Here is a 23,476-nt window from a genome sequence, read left to right on the forward strand (position 1 = left end):
TGTTAAAGTGCGACCCTTTGGAATGTTAATGTGATAAAATAAATGATATTCTGAACAAGAAGTAGTAAATCCAATAAATAACTAATTTAAGAGATAGAAAAGGAGTATGTATAAATGACTGAGACACAGGGATTGCATATTGCAGTTGTGGGAGCAACTGGAGCAGTAGGACAACAAATGATTTCAACACTCGAACAAAGGAACTTACCGATTAAGAAAATCATCTTTTTATCATCGGCTCGTTCCGCTGGAATCAAACTTACTTTTAAGGGCGAAGAAATCGAAGTGCAGGAAGCAAAACCTGAAAGCTTTGAGGGCATCGATATCGCTTTATTCAGTGCTGGAGGAAGCGTGTCTAAGGAATTGGCTCCAGAAGCAGTGAAACGCGGTGCGATAGTTGTCGATAATACGAGCGCATTCCGCATGGATGAAAATGTGCCGCTAGTCGTTCCTGAAGTAAATGAAGAAGACTTGAAGCAGCATAATGGGATCATTGCAAACCCGAATTGTTCAACTATCCAAATGGTTGTGGCATTAGAACCTGTCCGCAAGGCATACGGCTTATCAAAAATTGTTGTTTCTACCTATCAGGCTGTTTCGGGTGCAGGTGCAGCAGCGATAAATGAATTAAAGGAACAAGCTCGCGACTTGCTTGATGAAAAAGAAATCGATCCGAAAATTTTACCGGTAAAAGGAGACGAAAAGCATTATCAAATCGCTTTTAACGTCATTCCCCAAATTGATAAATTCCAAGATAACGGGTACACATTCGAAGAGATGAAAATGATTAATGAAACTAAGAAAATCATGCATATGCAAGACCTTCCAGTGGCCGCAACTTGCGTGAGGCTTCCTGTAGTAACAGGTCATTCGGAATCTGTATACATTGAAGTTGAAAAAGAAGGCATAGCGGCCTCTCAAATCAAGGAGTTAATGAGAAAAGCACCTGGAGTAGTGTTAGAAGATGAACCGGAACAACAAGTTTACCCAACACCTGCTTCATCCGTCGGCAAGAATGATGTATTCGTCGGTCGGATTCGCAAAGATTTGGATGAAGATAAAGGCTTCCATTTATGGGTGGTTTCCGATAATCTATTAAAAGGTGCAGCTTGGAATTCCGTTCAAATTGCTGAAAGCCTTTTAAAATTAGGTTTGGTTACCGTTAAGTAATAATTTATTCTTAATGAACTCAACAGAAAATTAATTCCAATAGGATAGAGAGTCTTTGTCAGCTTCCCGGATCGGGGAGCTGGCTTATATTTGGGGTGCATATTATGAAAATTATCGTCCAGAAATACGGTGGGACATCCGTTCGTGATGAGGAAAGCCGTTCATTTGCCAAGGGGCATATCGAAAAAGCCATTAAAGAAGGCTATAAAGTGGTGGTTGTGGTTTCAGCAATGGGAAGAAAAGGCGATCCTTATGCAACGGATACCTTACTTTCCCTTGTAAATGGAGCGAAAGCCAGCCTTTCAAAACGGGAACAGGATTTACTTATGTCTGTCGGAGAAACGATATCATCTGTTGTATTTACGAACATGCTCTTGGAACATGGTATTGATGCGGTCGCTTATACTGGAGCGCAAGCAGGATTCTTGACGAATACCGACTATTCCAGTGCGAAAATAATCGAAATGAAATGCGATCGCCTCATGAAAGAACTTGAGGTGAAGGATGTTGTCGTTGTAGCAGGTTTCCAGGGAGCTGCTAAAAATGGTGACATCACGACCATCGGCCGTGGTGGAAGTGATACTTCAGCAGCTGCATTAGGTGCCGCATTGCAGGCTGAACGGGTCGATATTTTTACGGATGTGGAAGGAATCATGACAGCAGATCCACGGATCGCCGATCAAGCTCGTCCATTATCAATCGTTTCATATACGGAAGTTTGCAACATGGCATATCAAGGAGCGAAGGTCATTCATCCGAGAGCTGTTGAAATTGCGATGCAGGCGAAAGTCCCGATTCGGATACGGTCAACATATAGCGAAGGTTTGGGAACCCTAGTTACAAGCATGAACAAGGGAAGCCAGGGTAGTGACATACGTGAAAGGCTTGTAACCGGGATTGCCCATGTACCAAAGATCACTCAAATCAAGGTCCGTGCGAAAAAAGATCAATATAATCTTCAGGCTGAAGTTTTCAAAGCGATGGCCAATGCATCCATTTCAGTGGACTTTATAAATATATATCCAAGTGGTGTAGTTTATACCGTTTCGGAAGAGACGACAGAACTTGCCCTCTCGATTTTGGCCGAGCTTGGTCATGAACCGGTCATTGAAAGGAATTGTGCCAAGGTATCAGTAGTCGGTGCAGGCATTAATGGAGTACCAGGCGTTGCAGCGAAGATTGTCACAGCGCTTTCCGAAAAGGAAATTGCCATTCTCCAGTCAGCTGACAGCCATACGACAATTTGGGTACTCGTAAAAGAAGAAGATTTAATAGAAGCCGTTAATTCCCTGCACTATGCATTTCAATTGCATGAAAGGGAAGTCCAATAATCAGGTTTTTTAATAAATAAAGGTTTTAAAAATTAAAGAGGTGTTAGATGATGATATTTGGTAGAGTATCAACCGCGATGGTCACCCCTTTCGATAGCAAGGGAAATGTTGATTTTCAAAAGACGACTACATTGGTTAATTACTTATTAACCAATGGAACCGATTCGCTTGTGCTTTCGGGAACGACAGGGGAATCTCCAACTTTATCTTCGGAGGAGAAAATCGCGTTATTGCGTCATGTTTCTAAGGTTGTTGACAAACGTGTGCCCATCATCATGGGTACAGGAAGCAACAATACGTATGCTTCCATCGAGTTGACAAAAAAAGCGGAACAAAATGGGGCAGATGCGATAATGTTGGTTGCCCCGTATTATAGTAAAACGAATCAAGAAGGTCTGTACCAGCATTTTAAGGCTATTGCAGCCAGTACGACGCTTCCTGTAATGGTATATAATATCCCTGGGCGAGCTTCAGTTAACATTGAACCGGAAACGATCATCCGCCTTTCAAAAATTCCTAATATCGTAGCCGTTAAGGAAGCGAGCGGGGATTTAAATGCTATGACCCAAATCATAGCTGGAACGGATGAAGATTTTGCATTATATAGCGGGGACGACGCTTTAACACTCCCGGTATTGGCGATTGGTGGTGTGGGTGTAGTATCGGTTGCTTCACATATTGCTGGCAATGAGTTGCAGAAAATAGTGGAGGCCTTCATCAGTGGGAACTTGAAAGAGGCAGCCCGGCTGCATCAGGATCTGTTACCGATTATAAAAGGTTTGTTTGCAGCGCCAAGCCCTGCACCTGTCAAAACAGCGCTTCAGTTATATGGAATTGACGTCGGATCGGTGAGACTTCCAATCGTGCCATTGACCGAGCAGGAACGCCTGGCATTAACCAAGGTATTAAAAAAATAAAAAGACACGGAACAAGCTGATCGATGAAGATTGGCTTGTTTTTACATAATGATGTATATGAATGGGATATACTTTCCGATTTCGGGATGAAAATATTGAATTTTTTTATGATCAATCGAAACTGGTAAAAGTACAAAGGATCTCTTACATAATGGGTTGTTTTTTTGAATTAAATGAAAAAGTCCCTTTGAAAATGGTAAGTGTTGTCATGTTTTTTGAACATCGGTTATAATGAAATCATTGGGAAATTATGAACGGGATTTTTTAAGGAGGATATTCGATTGGGTAAAGATAAAAATAATGGAATAAAAGTGATTTCTCTTGGAGGACAAGGGGAGCTTGGTAAAAATATGTACGTCGTTGAGGTGAATGAGGACATCTATCTTCTTGATGCAGGTTTAATGTTGCCGGAAGACGAAATGCTCGGAATCGATGCGGTAATCCCTGATATTTCTTATTTGATGGATAATAAGGAACGGGTGCAGGGGATATTCATTACCCATGGTCATGAAGACCATATGGGAGCGCTTGCTTATGTCTTGAAATACTTACCAGCTCCTGTTTATGGAACAAAGCTTACACTTGCTTTAATCAAAACGAAATTAAAGGAAGATGGCTTTAACGGCAGGGCAACATTCACTGAAATCGATTCGGATTCCCTTTTAAGTTTCCCTCAAGCAGCCGTGTCTTTTTTCCGGACTAACCATAGTATTCCCGATTCCGTCGGAGTCGTGATCCACACTCGCGAAGGTGCAATCGTTTATACAGGGGATTTCAAATTCGACCAAGCAGCAACAGAACTATATAAACCGGAAATCGGTAAAATGGCCGGTATCGGTGAAGAAGGTGTCCTATGCTTGCTTTCGGATAGTACTGGTGCCGAGAGGCCAGGTTATACGACATCGGAAGCAGTTGTGGCCAAAGATATTACAGAGGCTTTCCACGCTGCCTCCGGAAGGATAATCGTTGCGTGCTTCGCTTCGAACATCAACCGGATTCAACATGTTTTCAATGCAGCGGCAGCAAGTCGCAGAAAAGTGGCAGTTGTAGGAAAAAGCCTGCAACGCGTGTATGAAACAGCCCTGAATCTTGGCTACTTAAAGGTCGAGGAAGAGCTGATAATCCCAATTAATGAAATTGGCCAGTATGAGGACCGTGAAATCGTCGTGTTATCGACAGGTCATCAGGGGGAACCAATTGCGGCACTTCAAAAAATGGCAAAACAGACCCACAAGCAGGTAACGATCAAAAAGGGAGACACAGTTTTGATCAGTGCATCACCCCTGCAGGGCGGTGAACTTATTTTATCCAAAACCGTCGATTTGCTATACAGGGTAGGTGCTGAAGTGGTATCTGCTAACAAATATAAAGTGCACGTAACAGGGCATGGCAGCCAGGAAGAACTTAAAATGATGATCAATTTGATGAATCCTAAATTCTTAATCCCCGTACATGGGGAATACCGCCATTTATATGCCCATCAAAAGGTTGGGATTGCTGCGGGAATAAAGCGTGAAAACATCATAATTGCCGAAAAAGGGGATGTCATCGAACTAAAGGGAAATAAAATGGGTCTTTCTGGAAAAGTTTCTGCAGGAAATATCCTGATAGATGGCAGCGGCGTTGGAGATGTGGGTAATATCGTTCTCCGTGATCGGCGCTTATTATCCCAGGATGGCATTTTGATTGTGGTTGTCACGTTGAACCGTCAGGATAAAAGCATTGCAGCGGGCCCTGAAATCATTTCAAGGGGCTTCGTATATGTTCGCGAATCAGAAAAAATGATTGCGGAAGCAACTGAAATAGTAAGTGAAATCGTAAAGAAAAATGGATCGCGCCAACCTTTTGATTGGTCCACGCTGAAGCAGGAAATGCGTGATGCGTTAAACCAATTCTTCTATGAAAAAACGAAACGCCGTCCAATGATTTTACCGATCATCATGGAATATTAAGTAAGGGACCCCTGATTTGAACAGTCAGGGGTTCTTTTTTGTGACTCTTATATCTTGAAGAATGAAGTCCGAGACTCGAGACATAATAAAGCTATAGGCTAAAAGAGAAAGGGGTTGGCATAGTGGATAATGCACCATTACCAAATGAAAATGAAGGCAAGCAGGAAGGTAAGAACTCAACTTTAATCGAAAAGATCCAGCAGCTGGGGGCTACTAATGTTCCGCAACTATCTCAAGACTCAAAAATCCATTGTTTGACGATCATTGGACAAATTGAAGGACATATGCAGCTGCCGCCTCAAAATAAAACGACCAAATATGAACATGTTATTCCACAAATTGTGGCAATTGAACAAAATCCCAATATAGAGGGGCTGCTTGTCATATTAAATACAGTCGGAGGGGATGTCGAAGCGGGACTGGCCATCGCCGAAATGCTGGCTTCGCTATCAAAGCCATCCGTCTCGATAGTACTTGGGGGAGGTCACTCGATCGGTGTGCCGATTGCGGTTTCGTGTGACCATAGCTATATAGCAGAGACAGCAACGATGACGATTCATCCAATTCGTTTGACAGGATTAGTCATTGGCGTGCCTCAAACCTTTGAATACCTGGATAAAATGCAGGAAAGAGTCATTAAATTTGTTACGCGCCACTCCAACGTTACGGAAGAAAGTTTTAAGGATTTAATGTTTGCTAAAGGAAACTTAACCCGTGATATCGGCACGAATGTAATTGGGGCCGAGGCAGTTGAAATCGGTATGATCGATGAAGTAGGAGGAGTAGGCCAGGCCATGAGAAAGCTAAATAGCTTCATGGAAGAAAGAAGGCCAAAAATTGCCGGGGAAGAGGAGGGGCTTCTGCAATGACACTTTATACGATCGTTCCTGAAGAAATAATTTTCCCTCATCACCATGAGAAGACGGCAAATTTAATAGAAATGATCTACAATGGTGTACATGTGATGGTTGAACATGACGGTGGCCGCACGTTTCGCATTGATCGAATCGTCAGCACGGACCCTGAAGATTATATGAATGTACACATTCAGCCGGGGGCTGTCATAAATGTGTTCGAACATATGAATCCTTAGTAAAAACGACTAACTGAGGTAAATTATGATATACTGGAATGAAAATCAGCAGCCGCTTGGCTGCTTTATTCATTATATGGGCAAAATGTCCCCTTAAGAATAAATGGTGTTATATCAAGGACAGGGTCATGTTTATTTGGTATAATCAGTGGCGAACGTTTGTTTCATGAAGGGAAATCATGTAGTGATGTTGAATAGGAAAGTTAGAATAGTTTCATGAAGAATCAGGTGATATTATGGCAAAGAAGAAACGCAGAAAAAAGAATGGTACAGAGAAGTTAAAACTAACGCTTAAATATGAATTGATTGGCCTCACTTTAATAGGTTTGGCCATCATTGCCATTGCCAAGCTTGGAGCAGTGGGAAACGGGACGGTCTTTTTAATCCGCTTTTTCATGGGGGAATGGTATATCCTCTTTTTGTTGGGAGCAATTGCAGCTGGGTTCTATTTGATGATAAAGAGGGAGGTCCCTTACCTGTTGAAACGGCAATTGGTCGGGATGTACTTCCTTGTCGCGAGCATGCTCCTATTAAGTCATGTGACACTGTTTAACATGCTTGCAGATGGAGGACCGTTCACGAAACCCAGCGTCATTTCGAATACCTGGGAACTATTCTGGATGGAAGTGACCGGCAAGGCCAGCTCAAAGGACCTTGGGGGCGGCATGATTGGAGCGATATTATTTGCAGCCTCATACTTTTTATTCGACGAAGCCGGATCGAAAATCGTTTCATTCCTTTTTATCATTGTAGGTGCCGTCCTATTGACCGGGAAAACGTTAGGTGAAACCCTCGGGAAGTTTTTCATGAGTCTTGGCGGCTTTTTCAAAAAGCAATGGTCCGCATTCAGAGATGATATGAAAACGTGGAATGAAGACAAAAAAGAAAAGAAAAAGAATCCCGTGAAAAAGAAGAAACGGGAAAAAGAACCGGCGGAAGAAACGGATCAGCCCCTTCTTCACGAAGAGGAAACACAGCAAATGGCGACGGAGCGGATCATTTCCAGCTTTGCTGATAAAGCCTATAGCGACGAAGACGAAATAATTCCGGCCGTTACGGGACCTGCAGCAGATAATGCAGAGGAACAGGATGATGCCGTTCCGCCTATGAATTTTACGGAAGTGGAGAATAAAGAATATCTTTTACCGCCTCTTTCTCTGTTATTGCAGCCCAAAAAAACGGACCAAAGCGGAGAATACCAATTGATCCACGAAAATGCGGCTAAGCTTGAGCGCACCTTTCATAGCTTTGGAGTGAAAGCGAGGGTCACCCAAGTTCACTTAGGCCCAGCCGTAACCAAATACGAAGTACATCCGGACGTAGGGGTGAAGGTAAGTAAAATTGTCAGCCTATCCGATGACTTGGCCCTTGCACTTGCCGCAAAGGATATTAGGATCGAAGCCCCGATTCCCGGAAAATCGGCAATCGGAATAGAAGTACCTAACTCCGAAGTGGCGATGGTGTCATTAAGGGAAGTTTTAGAGGCCAAAGAAGTTGACAAGCCTGACGCAAAACTGCAAATAGGCTTAGGGCGAAATATTTCTGGTGAAGCGGTTAAGGCGGAGCTCAATAAAATGCCGCATTTACTAGTGGCTGGTGCTACTGGCAGCGGGAAATCCGTTTGTATCAATGGGATTATCACGAGTATTCTGATGCGGGCAAAACCGCATGAAGTGAAAATGATGATGATCGATCCAAAAATGGTGGAGCTGAATGTCTATAATGGAATTCCCCACTTACTCGCACCTGTAGTGACAAATCCAAAGAAAGCTGCACAGGCTTTGCAAAAAGTGGTCAGTGAAATGGAAAGGCGGTATGAGCTATTTTCCCATTCCGGTACGCGTAATATTGAAGGCTACAATGATTATATTAACCGGTATAACATCGAAGAAGATGCCAAACAACCGCTCTTGCCTTATATCGTAGTCATAGTCGATGAGCTGGCGGATTTGATGATGGTCGCCTCAAATGATGTAGAGGATGCCATCACACGGCTTGCACAAATGGCACGTGCCGCTGGCATACACTTGATAATTGCCACTCAGCGGCCATCAGTAGATGTAATTACAGGGGTCATTAAAGCGAACATCCCATCTCGGATTGCTTTTAGTGTCTCATCAATGACCGATTCGAGAACGATCCTCGACATGGGCGGAGCCGAAAAACTGTTAGGCCGGGGTGACATGCTCTTCCTGCCTTCAGGAGCTTCGAAACCGGTCCGCGTCCAAGGGGCCTTTTTATCCGACAATGAAGTCGAGGAAGTTGTCACATATGTCATTTCACAGCAAAAAGCACAATATAACGAAGAGATGATACCGGATGAAATTGCAGAAACTTCAAATGGTGAAGTCGAAGATGATTTATACGCGGATGCGGTGTCCTTGATCGTTGAAATGCAGACTGCATCTGTTTCCATGCTACAGCGCCGCTTCCGGATTGGCTATACGCGGGCAGCGAGGTTGATTGATGAAATGGAAGCGAGGGGAATTGTCGGTCCATATGAAGGCAGTAAACCACGAAATGTATTGGTAACTATAGATGAACAAGATGAGGCGCATTCATCATAGGTAAAAAAAACCGGGCAGCAGCCCGGTTTTTTAATTATTCATCGCCTCGTCTAAATGTTTAAGGCAGAAGTCGGTAATCATCGCTTCTTCATCTTCTTCCAAATCGAATTCGAGTGCGCCTTCGTTCCCTTTTTCAAAAATATCATATTTAATCAATTTGCCTATTTGCTCTTCCATAGCAAAAAGCACCCGGATATATAAACCATTTTCTGAAAAGAGCTCATCCTCTTCAGGCACTTCGATATCCAAGAACAACTCGTACCGCTCCCCGGACAAAATACCAAATGGATCATTCAATTTTTCAATCGTGTATTCTGTAATCTTTAACATCTTGTGTACATCCCTTCAAAGAAGATAAATCCTATTATACAGGAAAATAGCATCTTGAACATAGCTGCCGTCATTTGCATTTTCAAAAAAAAATTATTTGATTTAGGAGAATAATCGTACAAATCCCGCGGCCGCATCTAGATTGAAAGACACAGGGAAGGGTAATTTCTCCTAAATTCTTTTAAAGTAAATAGTAAAACACTATTTATTTATATCAAAAAAAATGTTATATTATTTTCGATTAGTAGGAATGATTCAACATCAGAGGTCTGATGTCTTAAGAAATTAGCTGGGGGAAACTGTATGTCAATAAAATCAGATAGTCGACATTTATATTTGCAGGTCATTGATTACCTGAAGCAGGATATTGAAGCAGGAGTCTATCAGGAAAATGAAAAATTCCCTTCAGAATTCGATCTTGCGAAAAAATTGGGAGTGAGTAGGGCGACACTTCGAGAAGCGCTGCGAATTTTGGAAGAAGAAAGCATCATCATTCGCCGCCATGGAGTTGGGACTTTCGTCAATCCGAAACCTCGGTTCACTTCAGGTATCGAGCAATTAAAAAGTGTCACGAACATGATTGAAGAGGCAGGAATGAAGCCGGGTACGATTTTCTTAAGCTCGACGGCCCAAGAACCTACAGAAGAGGATATACGCAGGTTTTCTTGTTCGACAGATGAACGCATCGTCATCATCGAGCGAGTAAGGACAGCGAATGGGGAGCCAGTTGTCTACTGTATTGACAAAATTCCTGAATCTATTCTATCAGAAAATTTTGACCGTAATGATGAGTCTCTTTTTGATATTTTGGAAAGAGATGCGCATCGAAAAATTACACATGCCGTAGCGGAGATTGAGCCTATTGGATATCATGAGAAAGTTTCTCCTATCCTTAAATGCTCGCCAGAAGCCGCACTACTCGTTCTAAAGCAGATGCATCTGGATGATTGGGACCAGCCTATCCTGTATTCTGTTAATTACTTCAAAGCCAATATGTTCAGCTTTCATGTTCTTCGTAAACGTGTGTAGGCCTTGATCTGCATACGGGTGAATGCAAGCGTTTGTTTCGATTCAAGTCGAATCAAACGTATGCAAAAAAACGAGAAGTGAAAACGCAAACATGAATGACTTTTCAGAACATTCCTGCTCAAAAAACTATGTAAATTAGGGGGATAAAAATTGAAAAAGCGCAAATTGGGTCTAGCTCTTTCACTTGTTCTTGCAGCCGGTACGCTATTGGGGGCATGTGGTAATTCAGAGAATGATGATAAAGAATCTTCAAATGGGAAAAACAAAGACAACTTCACTGTTGCGATGGTAACTGATACTGGCGGCGTGGATGACGAGTCATTCAACCAATCCGCTTGGAAGGGCATTCAGGAATTCGGTAAGGATAATGGGCTGGAAAAAGGTAAAGATGGCTACAACTACCTGCAATCTAAATCTGATGCCGATTACGCTAAGAATCTGAATACGCTTGTACGTGAAGATTACCAACTAATCTACGGTATCGGTTTTCTTTTAGCTGAAGCTGTTGGTGAAGTGGCTGACCAACGTCCCGATTCACACTTTGCCATCGTGGATACAGTAGTAGACAAAAAGAATGTAGCCAGCATTAATTTTAAAGAGCAGCAAGGTTCATTCCTTGTAGGTGTAATTGCCGGAATGCAAACGAAAACAAACAAAGTCGGGTTTATCGGCGGAGTTGAATCTGAATTAATCAAGAAATTCGAAGTTGGCTTTAAGGCTGGGGTTTTATCTGTAAATCCGGATGCGAAAGTAGAAGTTAAATATGCCGGAGATTTCAATAAAGCTGATATCGGTAAATCCACAGCAGGCTCCATGTATTCTTCAGGTATCGATATTATTTATCATGCTGCTGGCGGAACTGGAAAAGGTGTATTCACCGAAGCAGTCGAGCAAAAGCAAAAAGATCCTAAGAGAGAAATCTATGTTATCGGTGTAGATAGCGACCAAGCTAAATTAGGGGCAGTTCCTGGAACTGACGACAACATCACACTGACTTCCATGCTAAAACGTGTTGACGTGGCAGTTAAAGACCTTTCCGAGAAAGCGAAAGAAGGAAACTTCCCAGGCGGAAAAGTAATTGAGTACGGTATCGAAGAAAATGGTGTAGGCATTTCCGATACAAAAGATAACGTAACAGAAGAATCTTTAAAAGCGGTCGAAGAATGGACAGAAAAAATTAAATCAGGTGAATTCGTAGTTCCGGGTACTGATGAAGAATTCGAAAAACTTGGTTTATAAGCTGCAATACCAGAAAGAATAGGGAGGCAGGATTGCCCTCTATTCTTTCTTTTCCAAATCGCGCTTTGCAACTGAAAAATATCGAATGAAAAACTATGAAAGAATCGTAGTTTTTCATTTGGTTTTTTTAAAAAATCAATAAGCTAGTAGAAGCACTTAAATGATTTAAGAATATTTACACTCATTTTAGGAGTTGATAATACGTGGAATATGTAATTGAGATGCTTAATATCCGTAAGGAATTCCCCGGCATCGTCGCAAATGATAACGTTACACTTCAGGTTAAAAAAGGGGAGATTCACGCATTATTAGGTGAAAATGGCGCGGGTAAATCCACTTTGATGAATGTTTTATTCGGCTTATACCAGCCTGAGCAAGGAGAAATCCGTGTGAATGGCAAGCCAGTCAAGATCACCAGTCCCAACATTGCCAATGATTTAGGGATTGGGATGGTCCATCAGCATTTTATGCTCGTTGACCCTTTTACAGTAACGGAAAATATCATTTTAGGAAAAGAACCTTCAAAAGCGGGTAAGATAGATTTAAAAGAAGCGAGCGAGGAAGTTAGGAAACTATCGGAACAATATCAGCTTCGTGTTGACCCTTATGCGAAAATTGCCGATATTTCAATAGGGATGCAACAGCGTGTCGAGATTCTTAAGACGCTTTACCGTGGAGCGGAAATATTGATTTTTGATGAACCGACCGCTGTATTGACTCCTCAAGAAATCAAGGAATTGATTTATATTATGAAAGCCCTTATCAAAGAGGGGAAATCTATCATTTTAATCACACACAAACTTAAGGAAATCATGGAGGTTTGTGACCGGGTAACGGTTATACGCAAAGGGCAGGGAATTGGTACAGTGAATGTCAACGAAACGAATCCTAACGAATTGGCCAGCTTAATGGTCGGTAGGGAAGTTCTATTCAAGACGGAAAAAACGGGAGCTACTCCTTCGGATGTAGTTCTCGAGGTTCGGGAACTGGAAGTCAAGGATTCCCGGGGCGTTTCAGCTGTTCGGAACTTGGATTTAACTGTCCGTGCAGGAGAAATTGTCGGTATCGCCGGTGTAGATGGAAATGGTCAATCCGAACTAATTGAAGCATTGGCCGGCCTAAGGAAGACAACAGCAGGTTCGATAAAGCTAAATGGAAAAGAGATCAGGAATCTGAAGCCGCGTAAAATCACTGAAGCAGGTGTCGGCCATATTCCAGAAGACAGGCATAAGCATGGTTTGGTTCTCGATTACAGCATTGGGGAAAATATTGTCTTGCAAACCTACTATCAAAAGCCTTTTTCAAAAGCCGGTATCTTGAACTCAAAGAAAATATTTGAAAAAGCGCGTTCGTTGATCAAAAGCTACGATGTTCGAACTCCTAGTGAATATACCCCGGCAAGGGCTCTTTCTGGCGGGAATCAGCAAAAAGCGATCATTGGCCGGGAAGTTGATAGGAACCCGGATTTATTGATTGCCGCACAGCCAACACGGGGGCTTGATGTAGGAGCGATCGAGTTTATCCATAAACGTCTAATTGAACAGCGTGATGCAGGAAAAGCGGTACTTCTCATATCATTTGAATTGGAAGAAATCATGAATGTTAGCGATAGAATTGCCGTTATATATGAAGGGGAAATCGTCGCGATTGTCGATCCGAAAGAAACGACTGAACAGGAGCTTGGCCTTCTTATGGCCGGCAGTAAACGGACGGAAGCAGGTGGAAAACAAAATGTCTAAGTATTTATCTAAATTAACGAGTCCGTTAATAGCAGTTATCCTTGGCTTGGTCGTTGGGGCCATAATCATGTTAGTAAGCGGCTATGACCCAGTTGCCGGCTATGGCTCCATGATAAATGGAATTATTGGGGATTCTTATTATGTAGGGGAATCCGTCAGGACAATCATCCCTTATATCCTTGCTGGTTTGGCAGTGGCTTTTGCTTTTCGTACTGGCCTATTCAATATCGGTGTAGAAGGGCAATTAATTGTAGGCTGGCTGGCGGCAGTTTGGGTCGGAATCGCTTTTGATCTTCCAAGGATCATCCATTTGCCATTTGCCATCTTAGTTGGTGCAGCTGCTGGGGCATTGTGGGCATTTATCCCTGGTTATTTAAAAGCTAAGTTCCGTGTACATGAAGTAATCGTTTCTATCATGTTGAATTATACAGCTTTATATGTGACGAATTATTTAATTAGGAATGTAATGACTGACAAGCTGGATAAAACAGAAAGAATTGCTGATACAGCATCACTGCGGTCTCCTTTTTTTGAAAGCATTACGGATTTTTCCCGCATGCATTGGGGAATAGTGGTAGCGATTATTTGCGTAATCATCATGTGGTTCCTACTTGAAAGGACAAAAACCGGCTTTGAACTGAAAGCTGTAGGTTTCAATCAGCACGCATCCGAATATGCAGGGATGAGTGTCAATAAGAATATCATACTTTCCATGGTTATTTCAGGTGCTTTTGCAGGCCTTGCCGGTGCGATGGAAGGCCTTGGAACTTTCGGTTATGCAGCAGTCAAAGGCGGGTTCACAGGTATGGGCTTTGATGGGATTGCAGTAGCCTTACTAGGGGCGAACACGGCTATTGGTGTTGTGCTGGCAGCCTTATTATTTGGGGGACTGAAAGCCGGGGCCTTAAATATGCCGCTAGAAACCGGAATACCTAGTGAAATTGTAGATATTGTCATAGCATTGATCATTTTCTTCGTTGCTTCCAGTTATTTTATTCGTTGGATTGCCGCTCGATTTAAGAAAGGGGTGAAATAAGTGGATTTTTACCAAGTATTACAAATTATTATTCCATCTATGATAGCTCTAGCTGCACCACTTATTTTTACTTCACTCGGAGGAGTGTTTTCTGAACGGGCTGGTGTCATAAACATCGGTTTAGAAGGTTTGATGGTCATTGGTGCCTTTACAGGGATTGTATTTAACTTAATGTTTGCTGATGTATTTGGGGAATGGACTCCTTGGCTTGCTGTCTTGGCGGCAATGATTGCCGGCTTGCTGTTTTCCATTCTGCACGCTGTGGCATGCATCACATTCAGGGCGGACCAAACGGTTAGTGGGGTAGCCATCAACTTGTTGGCAGTTGGTCTGACCATGTTTTTGGTGAAGTTGATTTTTGACAAAGGTCAAACTGATAGAATCACAGAAACATTCCCAAGGATTGATGTTCCGTTACTAAGTGATATTCCATTTATTGGACCCATCTTTTTCGCAAATGGTTATTACATCGTATATATAGCGATTCTAATATCTTTTGTCGTTTGGTATGTACTTTATAAAACACCATTCGGGTTAAGGATCCGTGCAGTGGGTGAGCATCCCATGGCTGCTGATACGATGGGTGTCAATGTTACGAAAATCCGATACGCCGCCGTTTTATTATCAGGTGCATTTGGAGGTATCGGCGGAGCGATTTATGCTACCATCTTTTCGAATGAATTCAATCATGCGACAATTAATGGTCAAGGTTTCATGGCCATTGCCGCCATGATTTTTGGTAAGTGGCACCCGATCGGGGCAATGGGAGCAGCTTTATTCTTTGGTTTGGCTCAAAGTTTAAGTATCGTTGGCTCGAGCCTTCCCTTCTTCAAGGATATTCCATCCGTTTATCTCTTGATCGCTCCTTATGTTCTGACGATCATTGCTCTAACTGGTTTCATTGGACGTGCTGATGCCCCAAAAGCATCCGGACAGCCATACATCAAAGGGAAAAGATAAGTGTCTAACCGGTCAGCAAACTGTGCTGGCCGGTTTTTTCTTTTGAGATTAAGCCATAAGTGATGGTGAGCTGGTGAAAAACCAAAAAAAGTAGCTGTAACTTGCATGATTTTTCCTTTCACATGTATATTTTAAGTAGATGTTTAAAAGGGTTCCAATCTACAAACAATAAGCTAATAAAGGTGATTTATATAATGAGGAGGATTATTCATGTCTATTGCTTCCGATACAATAACGGAAAAAAGCGGCTACAAGCTTCATGTGGTCCGGACGGATAAATATAAAACGAATACTCTCGTGCTGAAGATGAAAGCCCCGTTGACAAAAGAGGACGTTACATATCGTGCATTGCTGCCATATGTGTTACAAAGCAATACAAGTAAATATCCTACAACACCCGAGCTTCGATCTTATCTTGATGATTTATATGGAGCAGGGTTTTATGTCGATGTAGCTAAAAAAGGAGAATATCAAATCATAAGTTTTACGATCGATATCGTAAATGAAAAATTCCTTAGTGATCCAACCCCCCTTCTCGAAAAGGCATTTGGGCTATTATCAGAGGTGATCTTTAATCCGAAGAAAAACGGCGAAGCCTTTGACTCTAAAACGGTTTCCAATGAAATCCGTTCTTTAAAACAGCGGATTCAATCCATTTCCGATGACAAAATGCGATATTCAGCTACACGCCTTGTAGAGGAAATGTGCAAAAACGAACCATATGCTTTAGAAGCGAGCGGTAATCTTCAAGACTTGGAAACGATAACACCAGAGTCCCTTTTCGCCTACTATAAAAAAATGCTGTCGGAGGATGAAATCGATTTATATGTAATCGGTGACATCGATGAATCGGAAGTGGAGGCACTAGCCGACAAGTATGTGTCGTTGCAAGAACGAGTGCCTGTGAGACTGCCAAGGGAGACGGGCAAGGTAGTGGAGAAGGAAAAAGAAATCATCGAGAATTCGGATGTGAAACAAGGGAAATTGAATATCGGTTATCGAACCCAAGTTGCATACGGTGATCCGGATTATTATGCTCTTCAGCTATTCAATGGGATTTTTGGCGGCTTTTCACATTCGAAACTTTTCATTAATGTCAGGGAGAAAGCCAGCCTTGCTTATTATGCAGCTTCAAGGCTCGAAAGTCATAAAGGACTACTGATGGTCATGGCCGGCATTGAAAATGCCAACTACAAGCAGGCATTGGATATTATTCATGCACAAATGAAGGAAATGAAGCAAGGGAATTTTTCCGATGAAGAACTGGCACAGACAAAGGCGGTCGTTAAGAACCAACTCCTTGAAACCATTGACGTTTCGAGAGGACTTGTGGAAATTTTATATCATAATGTGATTTCCGGGCAGGATATATCACTAGACGAGTGGTTTGCAAAAACAGAGCGGACGACAAAGGAAGAAATCATTGCAGTTGGTCAAAAGATTCAGCTTGATACGATTTATTTCCTAACGGAAGCGGAGGTGCAAGGGTAATGGAAAAAATAGCATTCACTCAATTGAAAGAAGAACTTTTCCATGAAAAAATGGAAAATGGTCTCGAAGTATATATTCTTCCGAAAAGCGGGTTCAATAAATCATTTGCTACTTTCACGACGAATTATGGTTCAATAGACAACCATTTCAAACCATTGAATGAAACTGAATTCTCTAAAGTACCCGATGGGATTGCCCATTTTCTTGAACATAAGCTATTTGAAAAGGAAGATGGTGATGTTTTTCAGCAATTTTCAAAGCAGGGAGCATCGGCAAATGCCTTTACTTCTTTCACCCGTACAGCTTATTTATTTTCGAGCACGTCCGATTTCGATAGGAATCTAACTACCTTAATTGACTTTGTCCAGGATCCTTACTTTTCAGAAAAGACGGTAGAGAAGGAAAAAGGAATCATTGGGCAGGAAATCAACATGTATGATGATAATTCAGACTGGCGGTTATATTTCGGGACCATTGCCAATATGTATCATCAGCATCCAGTGAAAATCGATATTGCCGGAACTGTGGAATCCATTGCAGATATTACGAAAGACATGCTTTATGAATGTTATAATACGTTTTACCATCCCAGTAACATGCTCCTATTCGTTGTAGGACCGGTAGATGTCGAAAGTACCATGAAACTGATTCGGGACAATCAAAATGATAAAGGGTACAACGAACAACCAGCAGTGGAACGTAAATTTGACGAAGAGCCGGAAACCGTTGCCAAGGATAAAGAAGTCTTAAGGATGAATGTCCAGACACCAAAAGTGATGCTGGGCATCAAGGCCATCAATGTGCACCAATCCGGTTTACAGCTTTTGAAAAGGGAATTGGCTACCAATATTTATTTGGAAATGCTATTTGGCAAGAGTTCACCTTTGCATGAGGAACTATATGAGGAAGGGTTGATCGATCAAAGCTTTTCATATGATTATACACAGGAACAAGGTTTCGGGTTTGCGTTAATTGGCGGGGACAGTGCCAAACCTGATGAGTTGACGAAGTCTTTATTCGGTATCCTGCAAAAATCAAAAGCCGGAACCGGCCTGAATGAAGAAAGCCTGCAAAGGACAATCAAGAAAAAAATCGGTTCTTTCCTTCGTTCCCTGAATTCGCCGGAATATATAGCGAATCAATTCACCAGATATGCATTCAATGATATGAACTTGTTCGATGTTGTATCGGTATTGGAAAAACTAACGATCGAAGATATCAGGGAGGTCGCCAAGGACTTAATATCCGATGAACGGATGACAGTCTGTCAGGTACTTCCTAAATAATATAAAAGGGGGCGGGAATGTGGGGAAACGTTTTGCCCTTATTACAGGAGCCAGTGGAGGAATCGGCAGGGAAATCGCTATAAAGCTCGCCGAGGAGAATTACTCACTTTATTTACATTATAACAGCAATGAAGAAGCGATACTTGCCCTGATTGAAGAACTGAAGCCTCATCAAGTCGAACTTATTCCGATTCAAGCGGATTTGGCTGCACCGGAAGGCTACAAGAAATTGGCGGAAAATATTTTTGCCCTCCATGCAATCGTCCTTAATAGTGGCAATAGCTATTACGGGCTTATATCTGACATGGATGAGACAATCGTTACTGAAATGGTACAGCTGCATGTAACGAGCCCTTTCCAATTAACAAAGGAACTGCTTCCAAAGCTTATGTACCAAGAACAGGCTGCCATCGTTGCGGTCACATCGATTTGGGGGCAGACAGGTGCATCTTGTGAAGTATTATATTCAATGGTCAAGGGCAGTCAAAATGCTTTTATCAAGGCGCTTAGCAAAGAAGTATCGCTTAATGGGATCCGGGTGAATGCCGTTGCCCCCGGTGCGATTTCTACTTCCATGCTCGAATCCTTCAGTGCAGAAGATCTGGAAATCATCAAAGGCGACATCCCGATGGGCAGGATGGGGCATTCCAAAGAAGTCGCCGAGGCCGTATACTATTTGCTTTCCGACAAGTCGTCCTATATAACCGGGCAAATTTTAGGTGTAAATGGCGGATGGTATACATGATTTTTTTTTCTAGACATGTATAATTTCCTCGGTTCCTTCACAAAATATCTATGTACTATTTTGAAGGAAAGGGTGACCATTCATGTCTGTACTGGACAATTGGGATCAATGGAAAAACTTCTTAGGCGACAGATTACATCAAGGTGAACAACAAGGTTTGTCAGAAAGCGCTGTTAACAACTTGGCTTATGAAATCGGTGATTACCTGGCTAATCAGGTTGAGCCCCAGAATGATCAAGAGAAAGTGCTAGCTGATCTTTGGTCAGTGGCAAGCGATCAAGAAAAACATGCCATGGCAAGTGTCATGGTCAAGTTAGTCGAGAACAATGGAACGAAGTAAAATATCAATCCAAAAGGCCCTGTTATTAATTAACAGGGCCTTTTGGATTGAAGTGGATGGCTATTTGTCCTCTTATATAAAAATGAATACTTTTATAGGGTTTTTCCTTTTAACTTATCAAGAAATGCTATATTATAGAAGCTAGACAAATAATATTAAAGTGTTCAGACCTTGAAATTTACGATGGATAAGTTTTTTGCCAATGATTAGGGTAAAAGCTTTTAGGCTTAAGGAGTGTTATCGTGGATAATAAAGAATGGTATTTTGAATATGAAATCCAAGTCAACCGTCCTGGTTTATTAGGGGATATTTCATCCCTTCTGGGTATGCTTTCCATTAATATCATCACCATTAACGGGGTCGATGAAGGCAGGCGTGGGTTACTTTTGTTGGCGAAAGACAGCCGTAATATAGAAAGATTCGAGTCAATCCTCCGTACGATGGATACGATAAAGGTCATTAAGCTTAGGGAACCTAAATTACGGGATCGCCTCGCAGTCAGGCATGGACGCTATATTCAGCGCGATGCCGATGAGAAAAACACTTTTAGGTTTGTTCGTGATGAACTGGGCTTGCTTGTCGATTTCCTGGCCGAGCTATTTAAACAGGAAGGTCATAAATTGATCGGGATACGAGGGATGCCCCGTGTCGGGAAAACTGAATCTATCGTAGCCTCTAGTGTTTGTGCTAATAAGAGATGGTTGTTTGTGTCATCGACCCTTTTAAAGCAGACTATCCGCAGTCAGCTTATTGAGGATGAATATAATAATGATAATTTGTTCATTTTAGATGGAATTGTTTCCACTCGCCGTGCAAATGAGCGTCATTGGCAGTTGATTCGTGAAATAATGAGGCTTGATGCTGTCAAAGTAATCGAACATCCTGATGTTTTTGTCCAAAATACGGAGTATACCCTCGAAGACTTTGATTATATTATTGAATTGCGAAACAATCCTGAAGAAGAAATAACATATGAAGTTGTCGACCAAAAAGACCAGTTTTCAGGGTCCGATTTTGGTTCCTTTGACTTTTAAAATGGCAGGTGTTTTATTTGACTGAGTTAGGTAATCGATTAAAGGAAGCTAGGGAAGCCAAAGGTCTTAGCTTAGAAGATTTGCAGGAATTAACAAAGATTCAAAAGCGTTACCTCATTGGCATTGAAGAGGGAAATTACAGTATGATGCCTGGAAAGTTCTATGTACGGGCATTCATAAAGCAATATTGTGAAGCGGTCGGACTGGATTCAGAAGAGATTTTCGAACAATATAAGAGTGAAATACCATCGGTCTATAGTGAGGAATTGCCAGAACAGCTTTCACGGGTCCAATCCCGGAAAACTATACCGGCAGGAGATTCAAAGGTTGTAGAAATGTTACCGAAGATCTTGGCTGCCGTTTTAGTCATTGGTGCGGCCGTATTGATTTGGGTGCTGGTATTGAACTATATGAGTAATCCGGATAATGATGACAAAAAGGACGCAAAACAGAGCGATGTCGTGGATTACAATAAAAGTGAAGATTTCAACAAAGAAGAAAAGAATGCAGACCAAAAACAGAATGAAGAAAAATCAGATTCATCTGATAAGAAGACTGAAGATGATACAGCAGTCAAAGAAGAAAAGGAAGAGCAAAATCTTGCCGTCACCAGTTCCAACGGTAAAAATAGTACGTATGAATTAAAAAATACCGATACCTTTAAATTAAAGGTGACCTCCAAAGGCTCACCATGGGTCGGCATAAAAAATGGTGAAGGTAAATTACTTTTCCAGGGCACTATCGAAAAGGACAAAAGCCAGGAAATTGATTTCACCAATGAAAAAGAAGCTGTCATCAATATAGGCAGGGCATATGAAACTGAGATTTATGTGAATGATGAGAAGCTGGAGTATTCCATTTCACCGACTGAAGTGAATACGCAATTGGTTACGATACAATTTACGAAAGCCGAATAGTCATCTTATAGATGACTATTTTTGCTCTATATAATAGTAAGGCGGCGGGAGATGGTTTACCCGGCATATAAGATTGGATTTTGAGTTAAATTATACATATGAGCATTATTTTAGATCTAAGACGCATTGCCCAAATGGCAGGCGTAAATTTTGGAGGTAAAAGTTTTGAATCTGCCTAATAAGATTACAGTAGCAAGAATCTGTTTAATACCAGTATTTTTAATCATCATGCTCGTTCCTTTTTCTTGGGGGACACTGACTTGGGGAGAATACAGTTTGCCAGTGGCGCACCTAGCTGGAGCCCTCCTTTTTATAATCGCTTCCACTACGGATTGGATCGATGGCCATTTTGCGAGAAAATATAATATGATTACTGATTTGGGAAAATTTTTAGATCCATTGGCAGATAAACTTCTGGTTTCGGCCGCATTAATCGTTTTAGTTGATCTGGATCTAATGTACGGTCAATCTTGGATTGCCATCGTGATCATAAGTCGCGAGTTTGCAGTAACCGGATTGCGTTTGGTGTTAGCGGGTACAGGGGAAGTGGTTGCAGCGAACCAGCTTGGTAAAATTAAAACATGGGCACAAATTGTTTCTATTTCAGCTTTATTGCTGCATAACCTTCCATTTGCCCTCATTTCACTTCCATTTGCTAATATCGCATTATGGATTGCATTAATCTTTACAATCTGGTCAGGTTTGGATTATTTTATAAAAAACAAAGAAGTATTTGTTAATTCAAAGTAAAACGAATGGTGGTTTTGAAAAGATGGATGCAGAAATCATTGCAGTGGGCTCAGAGCTTCTTTTAGGTCAAATCAATAACACTAATGGAAGATTCTTATCGCAGCAGTTTGCGGAAATGGGGATAAACGTTTTTTACCATACTGTGGTCGGGGATAACGACCGCCGCTTACAACAAGCTATAGAAATCGCTGAATCGAGGGCGAACTTGATTGTTTTTACCGGTGGACTTGGTCCTACCAAAGATGATTTAACGAAAGAAACGATTGCTCGCCATATAGGGAAAAAGCTCGTTTTTAATGATGAAGCTTTGCAATCCATTGAAGCTTACTTCCAAAAACGGGAACGGCCGATGACGGAAAACAACAAAAAGCAGGCCCTTGTCTTAGAAGGCAGTGAAGTGTTGGCAAACGATCATGGCATGGCTCCGGGAATGGTCTTGTCCAAATCGGGGATTACATATATGCTTCTACCTGGTCCACCAAGTGAAATGGAGCCGATGTTTTTAAGTTATGGTTATGAAAAGATCATGAATAAATTGGAAAAGCATGAACGGATCGATTCCAAGGTTCTTCGGTTCTACGGTATAGGGGAAGCCGAACTGGAAACGGTGATTGAAGATCTCCTTGTCAATCAAACGAATCCGACAATTGCTCCGCTGGCAGCCGAAGGGGAAGTGACGTTAAGGATCACCGCCAAAGACTCTTCTAAAGAAAAATGCGAAGAACTTATTTTAGAAACGGAAAAAGAAATTCTTAGCAGGGTCGGTAAGTTTCATTATGGAAGTGATAATACTTCGCTAATAAAGGAACTTGTAAAAGAATTAACGGCCCGCAAGCTTTCAATCGCGGCAGCTGAAAGCTTGACCGGAGGGATGTTCCAAGAACAGCTGACAACCATACCGGGCGCCGGTAAAGTCTTTAAAGGCGGAATTGTCTGCTATACGAATGATGCGAAGTCCAATGTCCTCGGCGTCAGTGATGATACCATATCTGAGTATGGGGTGGTCAGCGGTGAGTGTGCAATGGAAATGGCCTCTAATGTCAGGAGTAAGCTCGATGCGGATGTAGGCATAAGCTTTACGGGTGTTGCAGGGCCGGATGAACAAGAAGGTAAGCCTGTTGGTACAGTATTTATTGGCATTTCCTATCGGGATGGAGACACTCATTTCAAGGAGTTGAATCTTTCCGGAAGCAGGGCGCAAAACCGTATTCGGAGTGTGAAGTACGGCTGTCATTACCTATTAAGGGATTTATAAACGTTATAAGCAGAGCTTTATTACAGCTCTGCTTTTTATTTGGTTTTGGAAGTTTGTTTCTTAAAAAATAGGGAAAAAAGAAAAAAGTTAATTCAACGAAATGTGTTTTTTTAGGGAGTAAGTGAAGCGAAATGGAGATTTCCTTAAGATAAAACGCTTTTTTACAAAGAATCTCCTGAAAGAAAAAAACGAATGAATGTTCGACTTTTTGCTTGGCAAAATAGTAAAAAGAGTATATAGTAAAGATAGGTTTTGAGACAGGGTCAAACCTTGATCTCAAATAATTGCTAACGTA

Annotated in this window: 21 protein-coding genes; 20 read left to right on the forward strand and 1 reads right to left on the reverse strand. The window is 41.8% G+C overall.

All coding sequences use genetic code 11. The annotated features are described in order from the left end of the window. Nucleotides 1-114 precede the first annotated feature (114 nt). The 7 genes from asd (at nucleotide 115) to ACIQ0C_RS10105 (ending at nucleotide 9,030) form a co-directional block, all read left to right on the forward strand. Nucleotides 115-1,170 carry an aspartate-semialdehyde dehydrogenase gene (gene asd / locus ACIQ0C_RS10075; protein ID WP_402839434.1) on the forward strand — a complete coding sequence of 352 codons (1,056 nt, stop codon included), beginning with the start codon at nucleotides 115-117 and terminating at the stop codon, nucleotides 1,168-1,170. 104 nt (nucleotides 1,171-1,274) lie between these two features. After that, nucleotides 1,275-2,501, forward strand: a complete 1,227-nt coding sequence (dapG, locus tag ACIQ0C_RS10080) for an aspartate kinase (protein ID WP_402839432.1) — start codon at nucleotides 1,275-1,277, stop codon at nucleotides 2,499-2,501. Nucleotides 2,502-2,548: 47 nt separating this feature from the next. Further along, nucleotides 2,549-3,418, forward strand: a complete 870-nt coding sequence (dapA, locus tag ACIQ0C_RS10085; RefSeq protein ID WP_403059354.1) for a 4-hydroxy-tetrahydrodipicolinate synthase — start codon at nucleotides 2,549-2,551, stop codon at nucleotides 3,416-3,418. 281 nt (nucleotides 3,419-3,699) lie between these two features. Next, complete coding sequence (locus tag ACIQ0C_RS10090) at nucleotides 3,700-5,370, forward strand: ribonuclease J (protein WP_403059356.1); 1,671 nt, start codon at nucleotides 3,700-3,702, stop codon at nucleotides 5,368-5,370. A gap of 122 nt (nucleotides 5,371-5,492) precedes the next feature. After that, nucleotides 5,493-6,239: a ClpP family protease gene (locus ACIQ0C_RS10095; RefSeq protein ID WP_403059358.1), complete on the forward strand. Its 747-nt coding sequence runs from the start codon at nucleotides 5,493-5,495 to the stop codon at nucleotides 6,237-6,239. After that, a complete protein-coding gene (locus tag ACIQ0C_RS10100; protein ID WP_402839426.1) occupies nucleotides 6,236-6,463 on the forward strand; it encodes a YlzJ-like family protein in 228 nt (75 codons plus the stop codon). Before ACIQ0C_RS10095 ends, ACIQ0C_RS10100 begins: the two co-directional genes overlap by 4 nt. Before the next feature lie 236 nt (nucleotides 6,464-6,699). After that, the gene (locus tag ACIQ0C_RS10105; RefSeq protein ID WP_403059360.1) at nucleotides 6,700-9,030 is read left to right on the forward strand and encodes a DNA translocase FtsK; all 2,331 of its coding nucleotides are present in this window, start codon (nucleotides 6,700-6,702) and stop codon (nucleotides 9,028-9,030) included. Nucleotides 9,031-9,060: 30 nt separating this feature from the next. Here the strand turns inward: ACIQ0C_RS10105 and ACIQ0C_RS10110 are convergent, their stop codons facing one another. Continuing rightward, on the reverse strand, nucleotides 9,061-9,360 hold the full coding sequence (locus ACIQ0C_RS10110; RefSeq protein ID WP_402839422.1) for a DUF6509 family protein: 300 nt from the start codon (nucleotides 9,358-9,360) through the stop codon (nucleotides 9,061-9,063). Nucleotides 9,361-9,663: 303 nt separating this feature from the next. On the opposite strand from ACIQ0C_RS10110, the gene ACIQ0C_RS10115 reads away from it, so the two are divergent. The 13 genes from ACIQ0C_RS10115 to ACIQ0C_RS10175 all read left to right on the forward strand — a co-directional run bounded on the left by ACIQ0C_RS10115 (nucleotide 9,664) and on the right by ACIQ0C_RS10175 (nucleotide 23,181). Then, on the forward strand, nucleotides 9,664-10,389 hold the full coding sequence (locus tag ACIQ0C_RS10115; protein ID WP_402839420.1) for a GntR family transcriptional regulator: 726 nt from the start codon (nucleotides 9,664-9,666) through the stop codon (nucleotides 10,387-10,389). Nucleotides 10,390-10,539: 150 nt separating this feature from the next. Next, complete coding sequence (locus ACIQ0C_RS10120; RefSeq protein WP_402839418.1) at nucleotides 10,540-11,628, forward strand: BMP family lipoprotein; 1,089 nt, start codon at nucleotides 10,540-10,542, stop codon at nucleotides 11,626-11,628. Nucleotides 11,629-11,831: 203 nt separating this feature from the next. Next, complete coding sequence (locus ACIQ0C_RS10125; protein WP_403059362.1) at nucleotides 11,832-13,367, forward strand: ABC transporter ATP-binding protein; 1,536 nt, start codon at nucleotides 11,832-11,834, stop codon at nucleotides 13,365-13,367. Beyond that, the gene (locus ACIQ0C_RS10130; RefSeq protein ID WP_402839415.1) at nucleotides 13,360-14,403 is read left to right on the forward strand and encodes an ABC transporter permease; all 1,044 of its coding nucleotides are present in this window, start codon (nucleotides 13,360-13,362) and stop codon (nucleotides 14,401-14,403) included. The genes ACIQ0C_RS10125 and ACIQ0C_RS10130 overlap by 8 nt, the downstream gene beginning before the upstream one ends. Beyond that, the gene (locus ACIQ0C_RS10135) at nucleotides 14,404-15,363 is read left to right on the forward strand and encodes an ABC transporter permease (protein WP_094246576.1); all 960 of its coding nucleotides are present in this window, start codon (nucleotides 14,404-14,406) and stop codon (nucleotides 15,361-15,363) included. A 210-nt stretch (nucleotides 15,364-15,573) separates the two neighbouring features. After that, nucleotides 15,574-16,854, forward strand: a complete 1,281-nt coding sequence (gene yfmF, locus ACIQ0C_RS10140; protein ID WP_403059365.1) for an EF-P 5-aminopentanol modification-associated protein YfmF — start codon at nucleotides 15,574-15,576, stop codon at nucleotides 16,852-16,854. Next, complete coding sequence (gene yfmH, locus ACIQ0C_RS10145; RefSeq protein WP_403059367.1) at nucleotides 16,854-18,140, forward strand: EF-P 5-aminopentanol modification-associated protein YfmH; 1,287 nt, start codon at nucleotides 16,854-16,856, stop codon at nucleotides 18,138-18,140. The genes yfmF and yfmH overlap by 1 nt, the downstream gene beginning before the upstream one ends. Before the next feature lie 19 nt (nucleotides 18,141-18,159). Next, on the forward strand, nucleotides 18,160-18,885 hold the full coding sequence (ymfI, locus tag ACIQ0C_RS10150; protein ID WP_403059369.1) for an elongation factor P 5-aminopentanone reductase: 726 nt from the start codon (nucleotides 18,160-18,162) through the stop codon (nucleotides 18,883-18,885). 82 nt (nucleotides 18,886-18,967) lie between these two features. Beyond that, nucleotides 18,968-19,225 carry a DUF3243 domain-containing protein gene (locus ACIQ0C_RS10155; RefSeq protein WP_402839406.1) on the forward strand — a complete coding sequence of 86 codons (258 nt, stop codon included), beginning with the start codon at nucleotides 18,968-18,970 and terminating at the stop codon, nucleotides 19,223-19,225. 242 nt (nucleotides 19,226-19,467) lie between these two features. After that, the gene (locus ACIQ0C_RS10160) at nucleotides 19,468-20,259 is read left to right on the forward strand and encodes a DUF3388 domain-containing protein (protein WP_034313530.1); all 792 of its coding nucleotides are present in this window, start codon (nucleotides 19,468-19,470) and stop codon (nucleotides 20,257-20,259) included. Nucleotides 20,260-20,267: 8 nt separating this feature from the next. Then, complete coding sequence (locus ACIQ0C_RS10165; RefSeq protein WP_403059371.1) at nucleotides 20,268-21,176, forward strand: helix-turn-helix domain-containing protein; 909 nt, start codon at nucleotides 20,268-20,270, stop codon at nucleotides 21,174-21,176. Nucleotides 21,177-21,341: 165 nt separating this feature from the next. After that, nucleotides 21,342-21,926, forward strand: coding sequence for a CDP-diacylglycerol--glycerol-3-phosphate 3-phosphatidyltransferase (gene pgsA / locus ACIQ0C_RS10170; protein WP_402839402.1), 585 nt, complete (start codon nucleotides 21,342-21,344; stop codon nucleotides 21,924-21,926). 22 nt (nucleotides 21,927-21,948) lie between these two features. After that, the gene (locus ACIQ0C_RS10175) at nucleotides 21,949-23,181 is read left to right on the forward strand and encodes a competence/damage-inducible protein A (protein WP_403059373.1); all 1,233 of its coding nucleotides are present in this window, start codon (nucleotides 21,949-21,951) and stop codon (nucleotides 23,179-23,181) included. Nucleotides 23,182-23,476: the final 295 nt, after the last annotated feature.

The organism is Peribacillus sp. NPDC096448, from assembly GCF_044762675.1.
Taxonomy (GTDB): Bacteria; Bacillota; Bacilli; order Bacillales; family DSM-1321; genus Peribacillus; species Peribacillus frigoritolerans_B.

Excerpts from the sequence above, each read along its gene's own strand:
- asd (WP_402839434.1), top strand. The coding sequence starts at position 115 with ATGACTGAGACACAGGGATTGCATATTGCAGTTGTGGGAGCAACTGGA.
- dapG (WP_402839432.1), top strand. The coding sequence starts at position 1,275 with ATGAAAATTATCGTCCAGAAATACGGTGGGACATCCGTTCGTGATGAG.
- dapA (WP_403059354.1), top strand. The coding sequence starts at position 2,549 with ATGATGATATTTGGTAGAGTATCAACCGCGATGGTCACCCCTTTCGAT.
- ACIQ0C_RS10100 (WP_402839426.1), top strand. The coding sequence starts at position 6,236 with ATGACACTTTATACGATCGTTCCTGAAGAAATAATTTTCCCTCATCAC.
- ACIQ0C_RS10105 (WP_403059360.1), top strand. The coding sequence starts at position 6,700 with ATGGCAAAGAAGAAACGCAGAAAAAAGAATGGTACAGAGAAGTTAAAA.
- ACIQ0C_RS10110 (WP_402839422.1), bottom strand. The coding sequence starts at position 9,360 with ATGTTAAAGATTACAGAATACACGATTGAAAAATTGAATGATCCATTT.
- ACIQ0C_RS10115 (WP_402839420.1), top strand. The coding sequence starts at position 9,664 with ATGTCAATAAAATCAGATAGTCGACATTTATATTTGCAGGTCATTGAT.
- ACIQ0C_RS10130 (WP_402839415.1), top strand. The coding sequence starts at position 13,360 with ATGTCTAAGTATTTATCTAAATTAACGAGTCCGTTAATAGCAGTTATC.
- yfmF (WP_403059365.1), top strand. The coding sequence starts at position 15,574 with ATGTCTATTGCTTCCGATACAATAACGGAAAAAAGCGGCTACAAGCTT.
- yfmH (WP_403059367.1), top strand. The coding sequence starts at position 16,854 with ATGGAAAAAATAGCATTCACTCAATTGAAAGAAGAACTTTTCCATGAA.
- ACIQ0C_RS10155 (WP_402839406.1), top strand. The coding sequence starts at position 18,968 with ATGTCTGTACTGGACAATTGGGATCAATGGAAAAACTTCTTAGGCGAC.
- ACIQ0C_RS10175 (WP_403059373.1), top strand. The coding sequence starts at position 21,949 with ATGGATGCAGAAATCATTGCAGTGGGCTCAGAGCTTCTTTTAGGTCAA.